General features: G+C 63.0%; 18 protein-coding genes and 1 tRNA gene. 13 read left to right on the forward strand and 6 right to left on the reverse strand.

Features of this window, described 5'->3' with window-relative positions:
• Positions 1-7 precede the first annotated feature (7 nt).
• Positions 8-84: transfer RNA gene (locus tag HB630_RS20925), tRNA-Pro, on the forward strand.
• 245 nt (positions 85-329) lie between these two features.
• On the opposite strand, the gene HB630_RS20930 is transcribed toward HB630_RS20925, so the two are convergent.
• The 5 genes from HB630_RS20930 to HB630_RS20950 all read right to left on the reverse strand — a co-directional run bounded on the left by HB630_RS20930 (position 330) and on the right by HB630_RS20950 (position 5,456).
• On the reverse strand, positions 330-1,217 hold the full coding sequence (locus HB630_RS20930) for an SDR family oxidoreductase (protein ID WP_249780951.1): 888 nt from the start codon (positions 1,215-1,217) through the stop codon (positions 330-332).
• Between the two features lie 127 nt (positions 1,218-1,344).
• Positions 1,345-3,390, reverse strand: a complete 2,046-nt coding sequence (locus HB630_RS20935) for a molybdopterin cofactor-binding domain-containing protein (protein WP_213774229.1) — start codon at positions 3,388-3,390, stop codon at positions 1,345-1,347.
• Entirely contained in the window at positions 3,387-3,845 is a 459-nt protein-coding gene (locus HB630_RS20940; protein WP_213774231.1) for a (2Fe-2S)-binding protein, read from the reverse strand. The genes HB630_RS20935 and HB630_RS20940 overlap by 4 nt, the downstream gene beginning before the upstream one ends.
• On the reverse strand, positions 3,845-4,396 hold the full coding sequence (locus tag HB630_RS20945) for a nitroreductase family protein (protein ID WP_213774233.1): 552 nt from the start codon (positions 4,394-4,396) through the stop codon (positions 3,845-3,847). The genes HB630_RS20940 and HB630_RS20945 overlap by 1 nt, the downstream gene beginning before the upstream one ends.
• 271 nt (positions 4,397-4,667) lie before the next feature.
• Positions 4,668-5,456, reverse strand: a complete 789-nt coding sequence (locus HB630_RS20950; RefSeq protein ID WP_213774234.1) for an IclR family transcriptional regulator — start codon at positions 5,454-5,456, stop codon at positions 4,668-4,670.
• A gap of 190 nt (positions 5,457-5,646) precedes the next feature.
• On the opposite strand from HB630_RS20950, the gene HB630_RS20955 reads away from it, so the two are divergent.
• The 8 genes from HB630_RS20955 (at position 5,647) to HB630_RS20990 (ending at position 15,295) form a co-directional block, all read left to right on the forward strand.
• Positions 5,647-6,798, forward strand: coding sequence for an ABC transporter substrate-binding protein (locus HB630_RS20955; RefSeq protein WP_213774236.1), 1,152 nt, complete (start codon positions 5,647-5,649; stop codon positions 6,796-6,798).
• Between the two features lie 69 nt (positions 6,799-6,867).
• Positions 6,868-7,743: a branched-chain amino acid ABC transporter permease gene (locus HB630_RS20960; protein WP_213774238.1), complete on the forward strand. Its 876-nt coding sequence runs from the start codon at positions 6,868-6,870 to the stop codon at positions 7,741-7,743.
• Positions 7,744-7,753: 10 nt separating this feature from the next.
• Complete coding sequence (locus HB630_RS20965) at positions 7,754-8,728, forward strand: branched-chain amino acid ABC transporter permease (RefSeq protein WP_213774239.1); 975 nt, start codon at positions 7,754-7,756, stop codon at positions 8,726-8,728.
• Complete coding sequence (locus HB630_RS20970) at positions 8,725-9,462, forward strand: ABC transporter ATP-binding protein (protein WP_213774241.1); 738 nt, start codon at positions 8,725-8,727, stop codon at positions 9,460-9,462. Before HB630_RS20965 ends, HB630_RS20970 begins: the two co-directional genes overlap by 4 nt.
• Positions 9,449-10,156 (forward strand): ABC transporter ATP-binding protein, encoded by a 708-nt coding sequence (locus HB630_RS20975; protein ID WP_213774243.1) that lies wholly within the window; start codon positions 9,449-9,451, stop codon positions 10,154-10,156. The genes HB630_RS20970 and HB630_RS20975 overlap by 14 nt, the downstream gene beginning before the upstream one ends.
• A 21-nt stretch (positions 10,157-10,177) precedes the next feature.
• Positions 10,178-11,494, forward strand: coding sequence for an aspartate aminotransferase family protein (locus HB630_RS20980; RefSeq protein ID WP_213774245.1), 1,317 nt, complete (start codon positions 10,178-10,180; stop codon positions 11,492-11,494).
• Positions 11,495-11,576: 82 nt separating this feature from the next.
• Entirely contained in the window at positions 11,577-13,247 is a 1,671-nt protein-coding gene (locus HB630_RS20985) for a hydantoinase B/oxoprolinase family protein (RefSeq protein ID WP_213774247.1), read from the forward strand.
• Between the two features lie 2 nt (positions 13,248-13,249).
• On the forward strand, positions 13,250-15,295 hold the full coding sequence (locus tag HB630_RS20990) for a hydantoinase/oxoprolinase family protein (RefSeq protein ID WP_213774249.1): 2,046 nt from the start codon (positions 13,250-13,252) through the stop codon (positions 15,293-15,295).
• A gap of 307 nt (positions 15,296-15,602) precedes the next feature.
• On the opposite strand, the gene HB630_RS20995 is transcribed toward HB630_RS20990, so the two are convergent.
• Entirely contained in the window at positions 15,603-16,328 is a 726-nt protein-coding gene (locus HB630_RS20995) for a GntR family transcriptional regulator (protein ID WP_213774251.1), read from the reverse strand.
• A gap of 278 nt (positions 16,329-16,606) precedes the next feature.
• Between HB630_RS20995 and HB630_RS21000 the strand changes: the two genes are divergently transcribed.
• The 4 genes from HB630_RS21000 to HB630_RS21015 are packed head-to-tail and all read left to right on the forward strand — an operon-like array spanning position 16,607 to position 20,996.
• On the forward strand, positions 16,607-17,437 hold the full coding sequence (locus HB630_RS21000; RefSeq protein ID WP_276571619.1) for an alpha/beta hydrolase: 831 nt from the start codon (positions 16,607-16,609) through the stop codon (positions 17,435-17,437).
• Positions 17,434-19,008, forward strand: coding sequence for a sugar ABC transporter ATP-binding protein (locus HB630_RS21005; protein WP_213774255.1), 1,575 nt, complete (start codon positions 17,434-17,436; stop codon positions 19,006-19,008). Before HB630_RS21000 ends, HB630_RS21005 begins: the two co-directional genes overlap by 4 nt.
• Positions 19,005-20,009 carry an ABC transporter permease gene (locus HB630_RS21010; RefSeq protein WP_213774257.1) on the forward strand — a complete coding sequence of 335 codons (1,005 nt, stop codon included), beginning with the start codon at positions 19,005-19,007 and terminating at the stop codon, positions 20,007-20,009. The genes HB630_RS21005 and HB630_RS21010 overlap by 4 nt, the downstream gene beginning before the upstream one ends.
• Positions 20,010-20,054: 45 nt before the next feature.
• The gene (locus HB630_RS21015; RefSeq protein ID WP_213774259.1) at positions 20,055-20,996 is read left to right on the forward strand and encodes a substrate-binding domain-containing protein; all 942 of its coding nucleotides are present in this window, start codon (positions 20,055-20,057) and stop codon (positions 20,994-20,996) included.
• Positions 20,997-21,041 lie beyond the last annotated feature (45 nt).

A 21,041-nucleotide genomic window follows, 5' to 3' on the forward strand; every position in this document is an offset into this window, starting at 1 on the left:
TTCTTGTCGGAGTGTGGCTCAGCCCGGTAGAGCACTGCGTTCGGGACGCAGGGGTCGCAGGTTCGAATCCTGCCACTCCGACCAGAAATCATTAGGCTTTTTCCCCTGATTTCGATCGTCGGTCAAGTTGACCACCGGTTCGGCCATCGAAACGGCTCGACCTTTTTACCCGATGGCGGCGGCGCCCCCCCGCAGATAATCAGGATGGTGGTGTCCGCAGGTGTCCTGCAGGACCCTCTGGGGACCTTTCCAAGGAACCCGGCGCCTTTCCGTGTCGCGCCTTGAGCCTTCGAAATTGCCTCGGTGCTTCACATCCTCCTGTATCGCATCTACCCCGCGTCGCCCGGCCGTGGCGCGCGGTACACGTATTTGCCGTGCAACCCATCGTGGCCATGCTGCAGTCTGAGCTTGCCGGCGGGTTGGGCGCGGAGCGAATCGGGTACCGCTGTCCCGATATCGCTCTTGGCCGGCGTCACGCCGCCGTCCGCCAGCCATAGCGCGCCGGTCACGTAGCTCGCCTCGTCGGAGGCCAGGAACGCGAAGATATTCGCGATCTCCTCCGGGGTGCCGCGGCGGCCGAGCGGCACCATGGCGCCGATCGATTCCTGGGCCGCGAGCGGGATCGGACTGTCGGCCCCGCGCGTCCAGGCCGTGTCGATCGGGCCAGGGCAGACACAATTGGCGCGCACGCCGTAAGGCGCCTGCTCAAGCGCGACTCCCTTGGCGAAGGCATGGAGAAAGCCCTTGCTGCCGCCATAGGGCGTGAATCCCGGCGAGCCGTTGAAGCCGGCTTCCGAACCGGTGAAGACGATATTGCCCCGCGTCTGCTGCAGATGCGGCAGCGCGAATTTGGTCATCAGGAACGCGGTGCGGATATTGTTCTGGATGGTCCGCTCGAAATCCTCGATGCGGTAGGATTCCGTATCCGCATTGGCGATGAAAACGCCTGCATTGCTGATCAGGATGTCGATCCGGCCATAGTTCTGCAGAGCCGAGCCGACGCAGGCACGCGCCGTCTCGGGCTCGGACAGATCACCCGGAAAGGCCACGGCCGCGCCGCCCTCGGAGACGATGGCGGCGGCAACATCCTCCACCGGGTCGTCCGGCAGACCGGCCAGCACCAGTCTCGCTCCTTCCTGTGCAAATTTATGGCTGATGGCCTCGCCGATGCCGGTGCCGGCCCCGGTGACGATCGCGATCTTGCCTTCCAAGCGCATGAGTAAGCCTTCCACTTCTGGGGCCAGACATCTCGGCGAGATGCCGTGAGGCCGGCGAATGCGTATGGACATATCGGCGGGAAGGGCGGCTCGGCAGATTCCACGCCGCGCCGCGCCAGCTCCGCCGCTATGCCGCAGGTTCCGGTCCAGCGTCGTGGCCGGAATGGGTTGACGAAAGCAGCGCGGCAGCGATCGGAAGCCGCCGGATACGCTGGCCACAGGCGGCGAAGACCGCATTGGCGATCGCGGCGGCCGTCGGCACCGAGCCCGGCTCCCCGACGCCCGTCGACGCAGTCTCCGGATCGCCCACGAAGCGGACCTCGATCGTGCGCGGCGCATCGAGAAAGGTCGCGATCGGATAATCCCGCCAGGACGATGAGATCACCACGTCGTCTTTCACCTTGAGCTCCTCGAGCAGCGTCCAACTCGCGGCCTGCTGCACACCGCCCTCGATCTGGTTGCGGGCGCCATCCGGATGCACCAGGCGTCCGGCATCGACCGCGCACCATACGCTTTCGAGACGCACCGCACCGTCCGTCGCGACGCTGACCTCCGCCGCCTCGGCGATGTAAGTGCCGTGGTAGATGGCGCAGGCCACACCGAGGCCGCGCCCTGCCTCGCGCGGCGTGTGCCAGTGGCTCATCGTGCGCACAGCTTCGAGCACGCGCCACAGGCGCGGGTCATCGGCCAGAGCGAGGCGGAAGGCGACCGGATCCTGCCGCGCGGCATGGGCAAGCTCGTCGATGAAGGATTCGACTGCAAAGACATTCGGCGCGGCACCGAGCGAGCGGAAGGAGATGGTGGGCACATCGCCGGGCTCCACGCGCAGCGAGATCTCGGCCTGTCCGAGGCGATAGGGTGGCTCGGCGTCGCGGCCCGCGGTCTGCTCCGGTACGCCGGGCGCAAGGGCCTGCGATCCGACGATGTAGGAATTGGTCCGTACCGCGCATCGCCAGCCGACGACCGCGCCGTCGGCATCGAGCCCGGCCTCGATCTCGGCGTCGAAGACGGGGCGGTGCGGGCTGAGGCGGAATTCTTCCGCCCGGCTCCATTGCACCTGCACCGGGCGCTTCGCCGCGCGAGACAGCCGGACCGCTTCGATCGCGGCGTCCTCGGTGTTGCCGCGCCCATACTGGCCGCTCATCATCTGGGGATGGACATGGATCTGTCCGGCGGACAGCCCGAGCAGGGCGGCCACCTCGTCGCGCAGACCGAATGGGCGTTGTGTCGCCACGTAGAGATCCGCGCCATCCTCGCGCACATCGGCCACGGCCGCGCGCGGCAGGATCGAGGCATGTGCGATGTGCGGCGCGTGATAGGCGGCCTTCAGGTGCAGCGATGCGCCCGACAGGGCGGACTCCACCCCTTCATCCTGCCGCATCACCGCCTCGTAGGCCGCATTGGGCGCGACGGGATTCGGCGCCCATTCGGCCACGAGTGCGTGGAGCGCATGGAATAGCGCATCCTCATGCTCGGCCACAATGCCGATGAAATCACCCTCGCGAACCACCGCCATTACGCCCGGCACCGCATGGGCCGCCGCATCCTGCAGCGCAATCAGCTTCATGCCAGGCCGCGGCGGATGCAGGACATGACCGAACCGCATGTTTGGAAGCCGGATGTCCGCGGGATATTTCGCCTCTCCCGTCAGGATCGCGCGGGCCTCAAGGCGCAACGGCCGATCCTCCGCCGCGGGCACCGGCAGGTTGCCCGGCTCGGCTATTTCGGGGATGTCCCCGGTCAGCGGTTCGTCGCCGACCAGATCCTCATACGACAGCGAACGCCCGTCAGGGGCGATCACCCGTCCATCCTTCAGCGTCAGATCGGAGGATGGGGTGCCGAGCCGTGTGGTCGCGCGGTCGAGCAGCAGGGTGCGGGTCTGGACCGCGGCGGCGCGTAACTGTCGTCCGTCGGTCGCCGTCGACATGCTGCCGGTGGTGCCCATGTCCCATGGCACGCTGTCCGTCTCACCGAGAACGATGTCGACCGTCTCGACGGGGACGGATAATTCGTCTGCCACGATCCTGGCGAAGCCCGTGCGGATGCCCTGGCCGTACTCGACCTTGCCGGAGCGTGCGATCACCCGCCCGTCGCGCCCGATCGCGATTCGCTGTTCCAGGCGCTCTGCCGCGAAACGGGCCGACCTTGCGGGCTGCGTGACCGGCACCTTCATCGCGCAGCCCTCTTCACGGCGCGGATGACGCGGCCATAAATCCCGCAACGGCAGAGATGCGGCGCAAGCGCCGCGCGGATCTCATCCTCGTCGGGATGCGGCGTGTGCTCCAGCAGCGCCACGGTCGCGATGACCATGCCGCTGGTGCAGGCGCCGCACTGCATGGCGTCTTCCTCAAGGAAAGCCTGCTGCACGGGATGGAGCACATCGCCCTGCGCGAGGCCCTCGACGGTGACGATCTCCTTGCCAGCCGCGTGCTCGACAGACGTCACGCAGGCGGGAACGGCCCGCCGGTCGATCAGCACATAACAGGCGCCGCAGGCGCCGTGGCCGCAGCCGTAATGCGCGCCGGTCAATCCCAGATCGTCGCGCAGCAGGCTGAGCAGGGACGAGCCGGGTGCCGCCTCGACCAGCCGCGTTGCGCCGTTGACGTTGAGACGGATCGGCGCGGCCATCATCGGCACCATAAGACGATGGTCTTCTCCCGCGCTGTCGGCGCGGGAAGCGTTTTGCGATGGCCGAGAATGATCGGGGCCACGGGATGCCAGCCGGCGGGAATGCCGAGCTCGGTCTTCGTTGCCGGCGCGTTCAGCCAAGGCCGCGAAAGGCCGATCCAGCAGGTGCCGAGACCCTTCGCATGGGCCGCCAGCATGAGGTTTTCGCCTGCCAGACAACAATCTTCCGCCGACTGCGTCTCGCTGTTGACCGCACAGATGACGATGAGCGCGGCGGCGCCATGGAATATCTCGAAGGTCGGGTCCACGGCATGGGCGTGCAGGGGAGAGTCCGTGGCAAGATGTGCGGCGGCATAGGATTTGGCCTCCGTCCCCAGCGCGTGCAGCCGCTCCCCTCCTAGCACCACCGCGAAGCCCCAGGGCTGCAGATTGGAGGAACTTGGCGCAAGGATAGCGGCTGCGATCAATTCCTTGATGAGATCGTCGCCCACGGGTTCCGCCGTGAACTCGCGAATCGCACGCCGGGTGCGTAGTGCCTCCATCAGGTCCATGACGCGCTCCATGAGAGTTTGCGAACCAACGCTACGGAGCGCAGGCGGCAAACGCATTGATGCAGCGCAAAAGCGGCATCAATCGATGCGCGCATGCGTCGTGGATGTCAGAGTGGAAGTGGAAGTGAAAGGCGGGAACCTCTTGGTCCCGACAAATTCGAAATACCATAGCGCGCAGGCGAAGCCGATCTATAGCGCCATCGGCCGCCCCTCGATTAATCCCGAACTCATGAATGCGGATGCTAACCATCGGCTGTCCGATAGTGTTGGACTAAATATTGCGGGCCTTGATCTTGGCGCCGAGCGATAAAACCTTGGCCAGGGCTGCCGCTGTTTCGCTCAACGCGGTGAGCCGCCCCGGTAGTTGTTTGTTCATGATCCTCTCCAGCGGGCCTGTCATGCCCACCGAATGCAGCACGACGCCTCCCGGAAGGGTGACTGGGACGGAGATGGCCGCCAACCCTTCGTCGATTTCGCCAATACAGGTTGCATAACCAAGCTTCCGTACCTTGGCGAATTCCTGTTCGATCCATTTGCGATTGTTGCGTGAGTTAACAGTGGGCTTCGGCAGTTCCTGCGACAGGGCTTCCGCAATAAGAGCCTTGCTTTGAAAGGCCATGATGGCCTTGCCGGTCGCCGCGGCATTGACGGGCATCTCGATTCCCGGCTGCACGTAGCCGCGCCACCGCACGTCGGGCGAGTATGAGATCGCAACGACGACACGCGACCCGACAAGTTTGGCCAGATAGCATGTCTCCGTCGAAGCCTCGGTCAATGCCCGCAAATGCGGACCTGCGAGCGACGCAAGCCAGCCTTCGTCGGCGCTGGCATAAAGCAGGCGGGTGAGCCGATCCCCGACATGATAGGTGCGGCCGCCTTCTCCTTCCGCGGCAAGGCCGGAGCGTACCAGCCCCTTGAGCAGCCGATGGGCCGTGGTCTTCGGAAGCTCCAGAATCGACGACACGTCGGCAAGGGTCAACGAGCCGGAAAACGCCGCGACCACTTCCAGCACGTCGATGTAACGGGCCAGCGGGCCGGGCGAAGCGTCGTCTGTCGTCATGCGATCCCTTGGATTCTGACCGATTATTGAGCGCGGCTGCCGTTTTCTGCGGCTTGACTGATATTGGGTCAGATATTACGGTTTCATATTCCGGAATTATGTTCCGGAAAACGGAACGAATGTCAAGGCCGTACCGCAACCTGGCGGCGCGACAGGATCGAGCCGGAGGCCTTGGAAGAGGGGACACGACATGAGGATGACGAGAAAGGATTTCTTGAAGTCGATGCTGGCGGCGACAGCGCTGCCCTTTATCGGTTCGGCCCGCGCGCAGCAGGCGGACCCGATCCTGATCGGCGCGACCGTCCCCATCACGGGGCCGTTGTCCCTCACCGGCAAGCAGTATTTCAATTCGCTGACGATGGCTGAAGAAGACATCAACAAGGCGGGCGGCATCAACGGGCGCAACATCAAGATCGTGTTCGAGGATACGCAGGCCTCGAACGGTACCGCGGTCAACGCCTTCGTGAAACTCGCGCAGGAAACCAAGCCGGCTTTCTTCTTCCTGTCGAGCTACTCGACGCAGAACCTCGCCATCGCGCCGGAACTGAGCAAAGTGCAGATCCCGGCGATGTATGCCGGCGGCGCGGACGCCGTGGCGGATGGCGGCAACGAATGGATGTTCCGGATTCGCCCATCCGACAGTGTTTCGGCCGCGGGCATGGTACAATGCGCGATGGAGGTGCTCAAGGCGAAGAAGCCGGGCATCCTCTACATTCAGAACGATTTCGGCCAAGGCGGGGCGCAGACGGCTGCCAAGCGCTTCGATGCCGCCGGCATTCCGGTCGTCGGCATGGAGGCCTATGGCCAGAACGACAAGGACTTTTCCGCCCAGCTGTTGAGCCTGCGCGGCAAGGACGCCGATGTCATTCTTATCTTCAATTATCCGCAGGACGGCGCCCTGGTGCTTCGTCAGGCGAAATTGCTTGGCTTCAAGATGCCGCTGGTAACCTCCTCGGCGGCGCTGGTGCCGGCCGCGTTGCAACTGCTGTCCCCGGCCGATCTGGAAGGCGTGTGGGGCGTCGTCGATACTTTCATGGATTCGAGCGTCGGCGGCCGCATGCAGGATTACGTCGAGCGCTTCAAGGCGAAGTTCGGGACCGATCCCGATCCATATGGGCTCGCTTATTACGATGGCGCGCTGCTGATGGCCGAAGGCATGCGCAAGGTCGGCACCGATCCGAAGGCGTTGCGCGACTGGCTTGCCGCGGTCAAGGACTGGCGCGGCATCGGCCATGTCTACAGCTACGATGCCAAGGGAAACGGCGTGCGTGATCTCTCGGTCGTGAAGGCCAAGTCCGGCACCAAGATCCTGGAGTTCATCCAGACCGTCAGTCTGAACTGATCCGGTCGGCTTAAGCGACGGCTTCCGCGAGCGGATGTCCGCTCGCGGATCGAAGAACCAGCGGAAACCATGGCGGATTTCATCCAGCTTCTTGTCAGCGGACTGGCGATCGGCAGCGTCTACGCGCTTGCCGCGATCGGTTTCGTCATCGTCTATTCTGCGACCGGGGTCGTGAACTTCGCCGCCGGTCAGTTCGTCATGGTCGGCACCTTCGCCGGCGTCGCGATGCTGGTCGACGCGCAGTTGCCCGCGCCGCTTGCCTACAGTGCGGCGCTCGCGGTGATGGCCTTGTTCGGCGCGTTGTTTTTCCTCGTCGTCTATCTGCCGCTTCGTAAAAGTTCGGTGGTGACGATCATCATCGGCACCGTGGCGATCGGCATCACGATGCAGAATGCCGCGCTTCTCACTTTCGGCTCGTGGCCGTTCCGTTTGCCGTCGCCGGTCGAGGGCAGGACGCTGGCGCTCGGAGGCGCCATCATCTCGACTCACGCCTTAGGGGTCGTCGGCGTCACGGCGATCATGGTGGCGGGCCTTTGGCTGCTGTTCAACAAGACCACCGTTGGCGTCGGCATGCGGGCGGTGGCGCAGGACATCCAGGCTGCGCGGCTCATGGGGCTCAAGGTCAACCGGTTGCTGGCGCTGTCCTGGATTCTCGCCGCGCTGCTGGCCGGCGTCGCAGGCCTCATGCTCGGGCCGATGTGGTTTGCCGATGTCAGCATGGGCGATCCGATTGCCCTCAAGGCGTTCGCCGCGACCATCATCGGCGGATTCGGAAGCTTGCCGGGCGCAATCGTCGGCGGCCTGTTTGTCGGCCTGAGCGAGGTCCTCGGCGCGTCCTACATCTCCTCGGCCTACAAGGATCTGATCTCGTTCGGCATCATGATCGTTTTTCTGCTGGTGCGTCCGCAAGGCGTGTTCGGCGAGAAAATTCAGGACAGGGGTTGATCCGGTGGCGATGCGCACGCCCCTGGCGCTTGCCGCGGCTATTCTGGCCGTCGGCGCTTTGCTCTCCTTCGTGCTGCCGGAATATCATCTGCGGCTGATGAACCTGTCGGTGATTTCCGCGATCGCGGTGATCGGCCTCAATTTCGCGTTCGGCTATGCCGGCCTGATCTCGCTCGGCCATGCCGCGTTCGTCGGCATGGGGGCCTATGGGGTGGCGATCCTGACCACCCGCTACGGCTGGTCGCCGTGGCTGGCGATGCCGATGGCGATCGCGGCCACGGCTGTATTGGCCGCCGTGATCGGGTTTCCGCTGTTGCGCCTGAAGGGACATTATCTGGCACTGGCGACGCTCGGGCTGAACGTTTCCTTCTATATCGTTGCGTCGAACTGGATCAGTCTCACCGGCGGCACCAACGGGATCGCGCGCATTCCCGAACTGCACATCGCCGGCCAGGCGCTGCCCGGAGAGCGCCAGTTTCTGTGGCTCGGGCTCGTGGTGCTCGCCGTGGCGGCGATGGTCGCCTCGATCCTGCATGCCTCGCGTTACGGGCGTGCAATGATCGCGGTGCGCGACGATGAGACCGCTGCCAGGATGACCGGTGTCGACACGACGGTGGTGAAGATTTCCGCTTTCGTGCTGTCGGCGATCTACGCCGCCATCGCCGGCTGCCTGTTCGCCTGCCACACGCGGTTCGTGGCGCCCGAGGATTTTACCTACGCGCATTCGATCACTTATCTCGCGATGCTGATCGTCGGCGGCGAAAGCTCCATCGTCGGTGCGATCTTCGGCTCGGTTCTGCTGACGTTTCTTCCGGAGTGGCTGCGGTTTCTCGGCTCCGCCTATCTGGTGTTCTTCGGTGTTCTGGTGCTGGCCATCCTGGTGTTTCTGCCCACCGGCATCGTCGGCCTCGGACGGCTCGCGCGAAGGCCGCCCAGGAGGCCGGCCGCACCGGCGCCGGTCCGCGTTCCGGAGGTCGGCTCATGAATGTCCTTGAAGCCCGCGGCATCAGCAAGCGCTATGGCGGGTTGGCGGCGCTGTCGGATATCGACCTGACGGTTGCGAAAGGCCAGTTCGTTGCGATCATCGGCCCGAATGGTGCCGGCAAATCGACGCTTCTCAACGTGCTGACCGGGCTGGTCATGCCGGATGGCGGGCAGGTGCTGCTCGACGGCCGAGTGATGACGCGGGCGGCGACCTACAAGCGAATTCGCGCCGGCCTCGGCAGGACATTCCAGCATGGACGAACCTTCGCCAGACTGACCGTCCTGGAGAATGTCATGATCGGCGCCGCGATCCGCCGCGACCTCGGCGAGGCGGCGCTGCGCGACGCCGCCATGGCGATCCTCGAGCAGACGGGGCTGGTGGCCGAGGCGAACGCCGCCATCGGCTCGCTCTCCTATGGGCGGCGCCGGATGGTGGAGCTGGCGCGCGCCCTGGCCTGCGGGCCACGTATCCTATTGCTCGACGAGCCGGCGGCGGGGCTGAATTCCGGCGAGGTCGATCAATTGGTCGACCGGCTTTCCGATCTCCGCGCCAAACGCGAACTCGCGGTGGTTCTGATCGAGCACAATATGGGGATGGTGATGCGCCTCGCCGAGCGCATCTTCGTGCTGAACTTCGGTTGCAATATCGCGGAGGGAACGCCGTCCGAAATCCAGACCAATCCTGCCGTGCTGTCGGCCTATCTCGGCGAGGGTTACGTCCATGCTGGCGTGTAACAATCTGGTCGTTGCGCATGACGATATCGTCGCCTTGCAAGGCGTCACGCTGTCGGTCCATGCCGGCGAGACCGTCGCGCTGATCGGCGCCAATGGCGCCGGCAAGACCACGTTGCTGCATACGATCTCCGGTCTCAACCCCGCGATGTCCGGCGACATCCTGTATGACGGCGCGTCGATCTCCAAACTGTCCACCGACCGGCGTGTTGCGCTGGGTATTGCGCAGGCCCCGGAAGGCCGCCGGATTTTCCCGGGATTGACGGTGGAAGAAAATCTATCGCTCGCCACCGTCAACTGGCGCAGGTGGCGGGAGTCCATTGCCGGCGATCTCGATCGCGTCTTCGACCTGTTTCCGCGGCTGAAAGAGCGGCGACGGCAACTCGGCTGGTCGCTGTCCGGCGGCGAACAGCAGATGCTGGCCATCGGCCGCGCCTTGATGGCGCGTCCACGGTTGCTTCTGCTCGATGAGCCTTCGCTCGGTCTGGCGCCGCGGCTCGCCGAAGAAGTGTACGAGCGCGTCAAGCTGATCAGCGAGTCGGGTCTGACCATTCTGGTGGTGGAACAGAACACGGTGCTGGCTCTTGCCGTCGCCGACCGCGCCTATGTGCTGGAGACCGGCCGTATCGTGCTGGAAGGGCCTGCCAGCGAACTCAAACAAAATGCGCGCGTGCGCGAGGCCTATCTGGGCCGCTGAAACATCACGCAAGGAGACGACATGTATCCCGATTCAAACCCGCATTCGCGCGCACTCTATGACCGTGCATTGAATACTCTGCCGGGCGGCAATACCCGCACCACCGTGTTCATGAAGCCATTCCCGATCTACGCCGCGCGCGGCGAGGGCTGCCGCGTCTGGGATGTGGACGGCAATGAATATATCGACTGCATCAACAATTTCACCTCGCTGATTCACGGCCATGCCCATCCGGTGTTGATTGAAGCCGCCACGCGGCAGCTGTCGCTGGGATCGGCATTCGGCCTGCCGACCGAATCCGAACTCGATCTTTCCGAATTGCTGGTGTCACGCTTGCCGTCGGTGGATCAGGTCCGGTTCGCCAATTCGGGCACCGAGGCCGTGATGATGGCGTTGAAGGCCGCCCGCGCGTTTACCGGCCGTCCGAAAATCGCGAAATGCGAAGGTGCCTATCACGGCTCCTATGACTATGCCGAAGTCAGCCTCGATCCGACACCGGAAGCATGGGGCGGCAACGCGCCGGTCTCGGTAGCCTATGCCAAGGGGACCCCGGACAACGTGCTGGCCGACGTTGTCACCATTCCGTTCAATGACATCGAGGCCGCCGTCAGCCTGATCCGCGAGCACGGCAGCGAACTGGCTTGCGTGCTGGTCGATCCGATGCCGAACCGCGCCGGACTGGTTCCCGCCGACAAAGCTTATCTGGCTGCGTTGCGCCAGGTGACCCGCGAGATCGGCGCGCTGCTGATCTTCGACGAAGTCATCACCTTTCGCCTCGGCTATCACGGCGCCCAGGGTATCTGGGGTATCGAGCCCGACCTCACCACGCTCGGCAAGATCATGGGCGGCGGTTTTCCGGTCGGTGCCATCGGCGGTGCCAGGGAATTCATGGCGGTGTTCGATCCCAGTTCCGGCAAGCCCGCGCTGCCGCATGGCGGCACGTTCTCGGCCAACCCCGTCACCATGCGCGCCGGCCTTGCGGCGATGAAATTGCTCGATGCTGCCGCCTTCGCGCGGCTTGATGTGATCGGAGATGCGGTTCGCGGGGGTATCAACGACGCATTCCGCAAAAGCGAGGTGGCTGGCGGCACCGTCGGGCTCGGGTCGCTTCTGAAAATCCATTTCGCCGACCGACCGATCCGCGACTACCGGTCGGCCTACATGACCGAACAGGAAACCAGGCGTCAGTCGGTCTTCAACAGGGGCTTGCTCAACCGCGGTGTGCTGGCGGCGGGGTACGGACTGATGGCGCTGTCGATGCCGATGACCGATGCCGACGTCGATGCGATCGTGGCCGCGGCCTCGGGCGCGCTGGCGGATGTGTCTGCGCTGGCCTGATCAACAGCCGTTCAAGACTTCAACAGACTGGCCTTTCCACCGTGGAATCGACTGGCGTTCAATCTTTTCAAGCAGGTCCGCGATGTCCCACAAGATAGATCCCATCACACGCTCCGTCGTTCAGCATCGCCTGAGTTCGATCGTGACGGAAATGGGCGAAGCGATGCTTCGCACTTCCTATTCGCAGATTCTGAACTCCAGCCGCGACTTCTCGCTCGGGATCTGCGACCCCAGCGGGCGCCTGATCGCGCAGGCCGATCACATCCCGGTTCACGTCGGCGCGCTGCCCTGGGCGACGCGCGCCGTCGAGGAGCGATTCAGCGATGTGCGTCCCGGCGACGTCATCCTGCTCAACGATCCCTATCATGGCGGCAGCCATCTGCCCGATCTCACGGCCTTCGTGCCGATCTTCGACGGCGAGCGGCGGCTGTACTGGACCATCGTGCGCGCGCATCAGAGCGACATCGGCGGCGCGACCTATGGCGCCTACAATCCGGGCGCCACCGACATCTGGCAGGAGGGCCTGCGCGTCCCGCCGATCCGGCTCTATGAGGGCGGTAGGTTGCGCGAGGATCTGCTCGATCTGCTGGCGCTGAATGTGCGCAACCCGCGTGACTTCCGGGGCGATCTGGCGGCGATGGTCGGTGCGGCGCATCTGGGCGAACGCCGGCTGTCGCGATTGTTCGCTGAATTCGGCGCGCCGGTTGTGGAGGCCGCGGTCGAGACCATCCTCGATGCCGCCGAGCAACGGACCAGGGCGGTCGTCTCGACCTGGAAGGACGGCGTTTTCCACGGCGAGGCTTTTCTGGATGACGACGGTCACGGCCGCACCGACATCAGGATCGCGGCGAAGGTCACCAAGAATGGCAGCAATATCGAGATCGACCTGTCGGACTCCGATCCCCAGTCCACCAGCTTCGTCAATTCCTCGCATGCCAACATGCAGGCCGCGGTGGTGATGGCGTTCGCTTATCTGATCGATGCCGACATCCCCAAGAATGCCGGGGCGCTGCGGCCGCTCACCGTGGTCGCGAAGCAGGGCACCATCGTCTGGGCCGATCCCGGTCGCCCGGTGACGCTCTGCACCAGTCATCCCTCCAATGAAATCGTCGAGGCGATCGTCAAGGCGCTGTCGGCGTCCTGCCCCGAGCGCGCGATGGCTGGATGGAGCCGGCGCTTCCGGATCGCGATCCAGGGCGAAGACCCGCGCACCGGCCGTGGTTTCATCTGGCACATGTTTCAGGCGCGCCCCGGCGGCGGCGCTTCATCCGGCGGCGATGGCTGGTCGTCGATCGGCGAATGGCACACGGTCGGCGGCATCAAGTTCGGCAGCATCGAGGTGGCCGAGGCGCGCTTTCCGCTGCATTTCCGGCATCACGAATTTCGCGCCGACTCCGGCGGCAACGGGCGATTCCGCGGCGGCCTTGGCGTCGCGCTCGACCTGGTGGTCGAAACCGCCAAGCCCGCGCTGGCGAACACCGCCGGCGACGGCGCACGCCACGGCGCCTGCGGCATGCTCGGCGGCGAGGACGGCGCGCCGCATCACTACCGCCTGATCTCCGCCAATCGGCCGCCGCGCGTGTTGCGCACCAAGGAAGTCGGCATCGAAGTGCTGCCCGGCGACTGTTTCGAGGTTCGTTCGTCCGGCGGCGGCGGGTGGGGGCCACCTGAGCTGCGATCGCAACAGGCGCGTCAGCGCGACTTGAAACAAGGGCTTGTCACAGAGAGCCTAACGACAGAGCGGGTATCCTGACGATGTTTACGATTGGAGTTGATGTCGGCGGGACCTACACGGATCTGGTCGCGATCGATCAGGCGGGACGTGTGGTTTTTGCGAAATCCCCATCGACGCCCGCGGATCAGTCGATCGGCGTGATGGCCGGGTTGGACGAACTGGCGCGCCGCCTTGAACTGACGCGCGCCGAGATGCTCGGCCTGACCGACCGGCTGGTCCACGGCACCACGGTAGCGACCAATGCCTTGCTGGAGCGCAAGGGCGCGAAGGTGGCGTTGCTGACGACGCAGGGTCACCGCGACATCATCGAAATGCGCGAGGGGCTCAAGGGCGACCGCTACGATTTGCGTTCGCCGCCGCCCGAGCCTCTGGTGCCGCGTGAACTGCGCTTTGGCGTGCGTGAGCGCATCCGGCCGAATGGCGATGTGCTGATTCCGCTCGACGCGGACTCGCTCGGCGAAGCCATCGCCGCCATTCGCAATTCCGGCGCAACGTCGGTCGCGGTCTGCTTCCTGCATTCCTACCGCAATCCCGCCCATGAGATCGCCGCGGTCGAGCGTCTGGCGCGTGAACTGCCGGGCGTCAGCCTGTCGCGATCGAGCGACGTGCTGCCGCAGATCAAGGAATATGAGCGGGTCTCGACCACCATCGTCAACGCCTATGTCGGGCCGGCGGTGCGACTCTATCTCACCAACCTGGAGGCGCGTCTCAAGGACGCCGGGTTGAAGAGCAGCCTGTTCATCATCCTGTCCCATGGCGGCATGGCGCCGGTCGAGGAAGCCTCCCGGCTTGCGGCGGGTACGGTGTTGTCCGGCCCTGCCGGCGGTATCTCTGCATGTCGGCGCTGCGCCGATCTTCTCGGCATCCCGGATCTGGTGCCGTTCGACATGGGCGGCACCAGCACCGACATCTCGCTGATCACCGATGGCCGTGCGTCGTTGTCGGCGGATGGCGGACTAGCCGAGCAGCGCATCGCGCTACGCAGCCTCGACATCGCCAGTATCGCGGCCGGCGGCGGATCGATCGCCAGCGTTGACGCCGGCGGGACTTTTCGCGTCGGTCCCGAGAGCGCGGGCTCCGTGCCCGGGCCGGCTTGCTACGGCAATGGCGGCGAAGCGGCTACCGTCACCGACGCCAATGTCATTCTCGGCTATCTCGACGCGGCGGCGTTCATGGGCGGACAGCGCCCGCTCGATCGCGCGGCGGCTGAAGCCGTGATCGATCGACTGGCGCTGTCGCTCGGTCTGCCGCGCCAAGAGGCCGCCGCCGGCATTTACCGGATGGTCAATCTGAGGATGGCGGACGGCATCCGGTTGACGACGCTACGCCGCGGCGTTGATCCGCGGCGATATGCGCTGCTGAGCTTCGGCGGCGCGGCGGGGCTGCATGCGGCCGAGGTCGCGCGCGAGCTGGAGATCAAGCGCATCATCGTGCCGACCGCCGCATCGGTTCTCTCCGCGTGGGGCATGCTGACCAGCGATCTGCGCTACGAAGTCAGCCGGACTCATTTTGGTGCAGCGCCCCGGATTTCGCCCGAAGAGGTGCGAACCATCTTCACCGAGCTGGAGCAGCAGGCCACCGGCCGGTTGAAGGCCTGGTTCGATGGCGCCGTCACGGTCGAGCGGTCCGCCGAGATGCGCTACGGCGAACAGATCTTCGAGATCGACGTGTCGCTGAACGACCTCGACTGGACGGCGGATTCGATCGTCGATCAGATCGAAGACCGCTTTCATCGCCGCCATAAAGACCTCTACACCTACGAGTCGCGCGATCAGGAAGTCGTGTTTGTCAATGCGCGTGTCGCCGCGATCGGCGCCGTGCCGCAGGGCAGCGTACACGCCGCCAAGGCTGCGTCGTCCGCCTCTGTCTGCCGTCCTGCCAAGACCCGAAAGGCTTTCTTCGGCGAATGGCTGGACGTGCCGGTTTATTCGGTAGACGCCTTGCAGGTAGGTCATTCGTTCGACGGCCCTGCCATCGTGGAAGCCGAGACCACGACGGTGGTGATCAATTCGGGCGATCGCATCACAGTAAACGATCTTGGTTGGCTTGATATCGAACTGGCTTGATTTTCGTCGTCGACGTCGCCGCGTCTGGGACGTGGAATAAGTTATGGGCGAAGTGATCTGTTCCAGGGATGCGTTTAGGAGGATGCGCTTGGGAGTTGCTCCGGCGATGCTTGGGACTTCTGTCCATGGTAAGCTCTTCAGTCGGGCAGGCGGGCCGTTATCGACCTCGATCCGGCAGGTTTATGAAACAATGTCAGCTTTCAGACGAGTGAAGACGTCGCTGGATACAATTAAACCGATCCGTCGGTGCTTGTGAGCCGTCGCGGATGTGAGCCTTGTTAGAATCGGCTCTGTCCGGAATTACACCTCACCCAGCCGACGCCTCGAGCGTCCTGGTGAGACCTCGCAAAGGAAGCGATCGGATCATTGCCGATTTCAAGTAGATGACGTGATCGCGCATGAGCATTTCAGCGCGCCACGGCTCCCGGCCGACAATCGCCTCGAACACCCGCTGATGGTCATCATGGCGCCGCCGCACGTCGCGGTGTTCAAACTCCACAATGATGCGCGGCGAGGAGATCGGTACTTGCCGGCACAGGCGCACCATATCCCGCAGCATGCGAGAGCCGGCTGCAGCATGAATGGTTTCGTGGAAGGCGGCATTGATCGCGCTATAGAGAACCCGGTCCTGTTGCACCAACACGCCGGCAGCCAAAAGTCGGTCGCCGTCACAAAGCGACTGCTCCAGGGCAGTCTGATGCTCCGCGGACAAGCCACGTTCCGCAGCCAGCCGTGCAGCAAGTCCTTCCAGAACGGCCCGAACTTCAAAGGCGTAAACGATCTCGGCTACCGAGAACTCCCGCATTCGGTATCCGTGGTTAGGAACATAATCGAGCAATCCGTCCGAGGCGAGTTTCTGGAGGGCGGCGCGAACCGGGGTGCGAGAAGCTCCGAGCTGCTCCGTTAGCCGGACCTCCTGAAGTCGTTCACCTGGCGCGAACTGCCCGTTCAGGACCGCATCACGGAGCTTTTCGAAAATTGAATCTGATCGAGTCGATTGAGCGAGCGACGTATTCGCGAGTCGTTGGTTCATTCACCGGCCATCCGAGGGTTGTGGCAAAAGGTGTATACATTATAGCCTGCACCAGCAACCGCTCGGCCGCCGCGACGCAAGAAAAATCATAAAATATGCCGATGCAATACTCTCCTTGCCTTCTCTTTGCGCGTAGTCTGCCTGGGCAATACGCAAATTTGTATACATTATGGTTTGACTCACCTCGCTGCGTATTCCAGTGTCGCGCTATCGGCGAAGATCCTTCCGCAATTTGAACTGTACTTAGCCGCGGCCCAAATGGCGTTGTCACGAGTTCTATGCGAACCGAACTGATATCAATTGAGACTGACACAGCGCCCCTTGATGGAGCTCTGTACCAGCCAGACAATCAGCCGGTACGGGGCGCCGTTCTGCTGTTTCACGGCAACGTCATGAATTTCTACAGCGGCATGCTGCGATTCTTGCCGCCCGCGCTGACTTCCCTTGGCTTCGTCTGCCTGGCCTTCAACCGGCGCTCGCACGATATTCTAGCTACCTATGACAGCCGGGCTGCAGTCGGTGGCGCGTTCCAATTGGTTGCGCGCGATATCGAGGATAATCGCATAGCTGCAGCATGGCTGGCCCAGCGTGGTCATCCCAATCCGATCGTGATTGGACACAGCAATGGCGGCATGTTGGCGACGCAGCACGTCTGCGATCATCCGGAAACTCCCGCGCTGGTTCTGCTTTCAGCGCACCGCGGCGGAAAGATCGACGAAGCGTTACGCGCCGGTACGCGTGGCAATGGCATGATGACCGAGGATGGGCACCTTGCGTTCAAGGCGGAGGCCCTAAGGCTTGTCAACGAAGGGCGTGGAAATACGCTCATGGTCATGCCCGGCTGGTGGCATGTGATTACGGCGGAGACTTACCTGGACCGCATCAGCAACATGCCGGATGTCATCGCCAATGCAAGCCGCATCACTTGTCCGGTCCTTTATGTGCGCGGCGACGAGGAAGTGCCGAGCCAGTATCCTGCGGAGGAGTTCAAAGCGGCCGCGGCTGGCCCATGCGACATCCGCATCATTCCCGATTGCGACCACTATTACAGGGGTCGTAGCGATGCCGTCACCGCTGTGGTCACGAAGTGGCTGCAGAAGCTGCCATGACCAGCGGTCCCTCGCGCGAAAATGGGAGAGTTCCGCCGCCTGCGACAGGCCTTTCGGCCATTGGGATTTCAAAGCGCTTCGGCGGAGTCGACGCGCTGGCTGACGTAGATCTGGTCATTCGGCGAGGTGAAGTGCATGGGCTGGTCGGAGAAAACGGCGCCGGCAAATCCACGCTGATCAGAATTCTTTCAGGCGGACTCAAGCCGGATCGCGGTAGTGTGCATTTTGACGGCGCGCTACGCAGCTACTCCTCGCCGGCCGATTCACGAAAAGATGGTGTAGTTACCATTTTTCAGGAACTGGCCATCGTTCCCGAACTGACCGTGGCCGAGAACATCGTGCTCGGCGCAGAACCCGGCTTTGATCCGTTTCGGCTCACTCTTTCCCGGCAGCGCGCAAATCAGATCGCTGTTCGTGTTCTTCGAAGATTGGGAGGCGGCGCGATCGCTCCGCAACGTCGCGCCGGAAGTCTGTCTATCGCTGAGCGCCAACTCGTCGAGATCGCGCGCGCCATAGCTCTGGACGCACAATTCTTCATCATGGATGAACCAACAGCTTCCTTGTCTCCACGGGAGACGAGCGCGCTACTGGATGTTATTCGGCAGCTTCGGACCGAAGGAAAAGCAATCCTTTTCGTGTCTCACCATCTGGAGGAAGTGCTTCAGATTTCCGATCGTGTCACTGTCCTGAGGGGCGGTCGTGGAATAACGACGTTGCCCGCGCAAGATGTCACAAGCGAACGTCTTATCGAACTCATGATCGGCCGTTCGATGGATACATTCTATCCGCCGCGCATTCCGTCGTCCGGGCCAACTGTTCTTTGCGTCAAAAATTTGAGCCGGCCTCCCTCCTTCGAGGGTATTTCCTTCGATTTACGCCGCGGTGAGATCCTGGGCTTCGCGGGCCTCGTTGGTGCAGGCCGTACCGAGATCATGCGTGCGATTTTTGGCTTGGACAGGCCGCTCGGTGGCACGATCGAGATCGACGGCAAGCCGGTGGCGTTCCGATCGCCGAGAGAAGCCGTTCGAGCGGGTATGGCGTTTGTCTCGGAAGATCGCAAAGGCGAAGGTCTTATCGGGCAATTGAGCGGGCGCGAGAACCTCGTGATGACCGCCGCCTCCGAGGGGAGGTCGAGCATCTTCGTCCGCCGCGCCCGAATTCGCGCGCTATCGGACAGGGTTCGGCAAAAGCTTCAGATCCGGGGATCGCTCGACATACCGGTCGTCGGCCTGTCCGGTGGCAATCAGCAGAAGGTAGTGATCGGCAAATGGCTGCTCGGAAATCCGCGCATCATAATCTTCGATGAGCCAACGCGTGGCATCGACATTGGGGCCAAGGCCGAGGTCTACAGAACCATCCAGCAGGCCGCCCAGGATGGCGCGGCCGTACTCCTGGTATCGTCGGAATTGTCCGAGGTGATGCATGTCGCGCATCGCATCATCGTGATATCCGGGGGACGGATGACGGCCGAAATGACCGCTGACGAGTTCGATGAACGGAAGCTGTTGAAGGCGGCGTTTGCGGCTCACCTTTCCAGCTTGACGACGAATGAAGCGGCGGAAGTGGCATGAGCGCCGAAGGTCGTATTGATATGCCGCAATCCGGCGCTGCCGCACAGACCCCTCAAGAAAGGACGTTGTCCGGGCGGTTGCTTCCGTGGCTTCAGAGCGCCGGCCTTCCCATCGCGCTCGTTGCCCTTGTCCTCTTTTTTTCAATCAAATCCGACCTGTTTTTGACCGCGCAAAATCTTCGGAATGTCGGTCTGCAGGCTGCAGCGCTGGCTGCCGTCTCCTGCGGCCAAATGATCGTCATTTTGACTTCGGGACTGGATCTGTCGGTGGGCGCAACAGTGGCGCTGGTCAGCGTCATCACGGCTCTCGCGATCAATCATTTCGGTGTCGCGGCCGGTATCCTTTGCGGAATAGCGACCGGCGTTGCGATCGGCGTCATCAATGGCATTTTGATTACGTGGTTTCGCGTCTTCCCCTTCATCGCGACATTGGCAATGATGTCGGTGCTCTCTGGCCTGGCATTGTCGCTCAGCGGAGGAACTCCCGTTACAGGCTTGCCGCCGGAGTTTACGTTACTCGCCTATTCCAGGATCGGCGGCGTGCCGATACCCTTGATCGTATCAGTAACGGTTCTCGTTCTAGCCTTTCTCTTTCTGCGCTACTTGCGGCTTGGCCGTTACATGTATGCTGTCGGCGGCAACCGGCTGGCAGCGATCCTTTCCGGCCTTAACGTTTCTGCCGTTATCATTACGGCATATGCAATGTGTTCCGCTTGCGCTGCGGTTGGGGCAATCATTCTAAGTGCGCGCGTGGGGTCCGGCCAACCTTCGCTTGGCGGTTCGTTGCCGCTCGAGTCGGTTGCGGCCGTCGTTCTCGGCGGCGTGTCGCTGTTTGGAGGTCGCGGCTCGGTTTTCCAGGTTGCCGTTGGTGTTGCGTTCGTCAGCATTCTGTCAAACGGACTGAACCTGTTGAACGTGAGCTCGTACACGCAAATGATGGTCGTGGGAGCCACGCTGATCGTTGCCGTAACCTTCGATCAGCGGTTTGTCGCAAGGGTCTAGGGAATTCGACTCGTTTTTACGTATGCACCAGGAAGGAGTTAATCAATGACACCAAAGGTTTTGCGAACGGCTGCAGCAATGGCAATTGCACTGTTCATCGGAGCGTCCCCGACCTTGGCCGCCGACAAGCTTGGCGCCAGCCTGCCTCTGGCTCAGGGGCCTTTCTTCACGGCGCAAATCTACGGAATGACGGATGAGGCAAAGAAGCTGGGCTATGACTTGGTCGTTCTCGACGCTGGCGGTTACGGCAAGGTCGACAAGCAAGTCAGCGATGTTGAAAATCTGATGGCTCAGAAGGTGAAGGCGATTTTGCTCAATCCCGCTGATCCCACTTCATTCGCAGGCGTTTTAGCCGAGGCAAAAGCAGACCACGTCCCCGTGGTCGGCGCGGGCATGCCTTTTGCCGGCACCGACGGGTCGGTCTCGCCAAGTCACTGCGAAATCGGTAAGGCGCTGGCTGAGGGAGCCAAGGCGCTGCTGCCGAACGGCGGTCAACTCGCCGCGCTGGTCGGGCCCGCCGCCGGATTCTGGGCCACGGAGCGCTGGCGCTGCTTTAAGGAGCAAATCGCAGGTACCAAGATCCAGATTGTGGCCGAGCAAGCCAGTGAACCAGACGCGGCAGTCGGTCTTTCGATTGCCACCGATATCCTGCAACGCTTTCCGGCGGTGCAGGTTCTTTATGGAGCCGACGATACCGTTGGCGTTGGAGCCGCAAAGGCGGTTCAAGCGAACGGCTCTTGCGGTAAAGTGAAAGTGTTGACCGCCGTGTTAGGCGATACAACCGAAGAACTTATGAAGGCGGGCTGCATGGATTACGTGGTCGCGCTGCAAGTGGTGGAAGTCGGACGAAAGTCCGTCGACATGGCGGACAAGCTCATCAAGGCGCAGAAGCTCGATACAAAAGATCTCGTGATCCCTGTCGTTGCGGTGACCCCGAAGAACCTGGGTAGCGTCGATCTTTCGACGATACGTCCTCCTTCCCATTGATCGGGCGGCGGCGCTGCGTGACTTCCGGACGCTCATCGCCGCGAG

Source organism: Bradyrhizobium sp. dw_78 (assembly GCF_018449525.1).
In the GTDB taxonomy this organism is placed as follows: domain Bacteria; phylum Pseudomonadota; class Alphaproteobacteria; order Rhizobiales; family Xanthobacteraceae; genus Bradyrhizobium.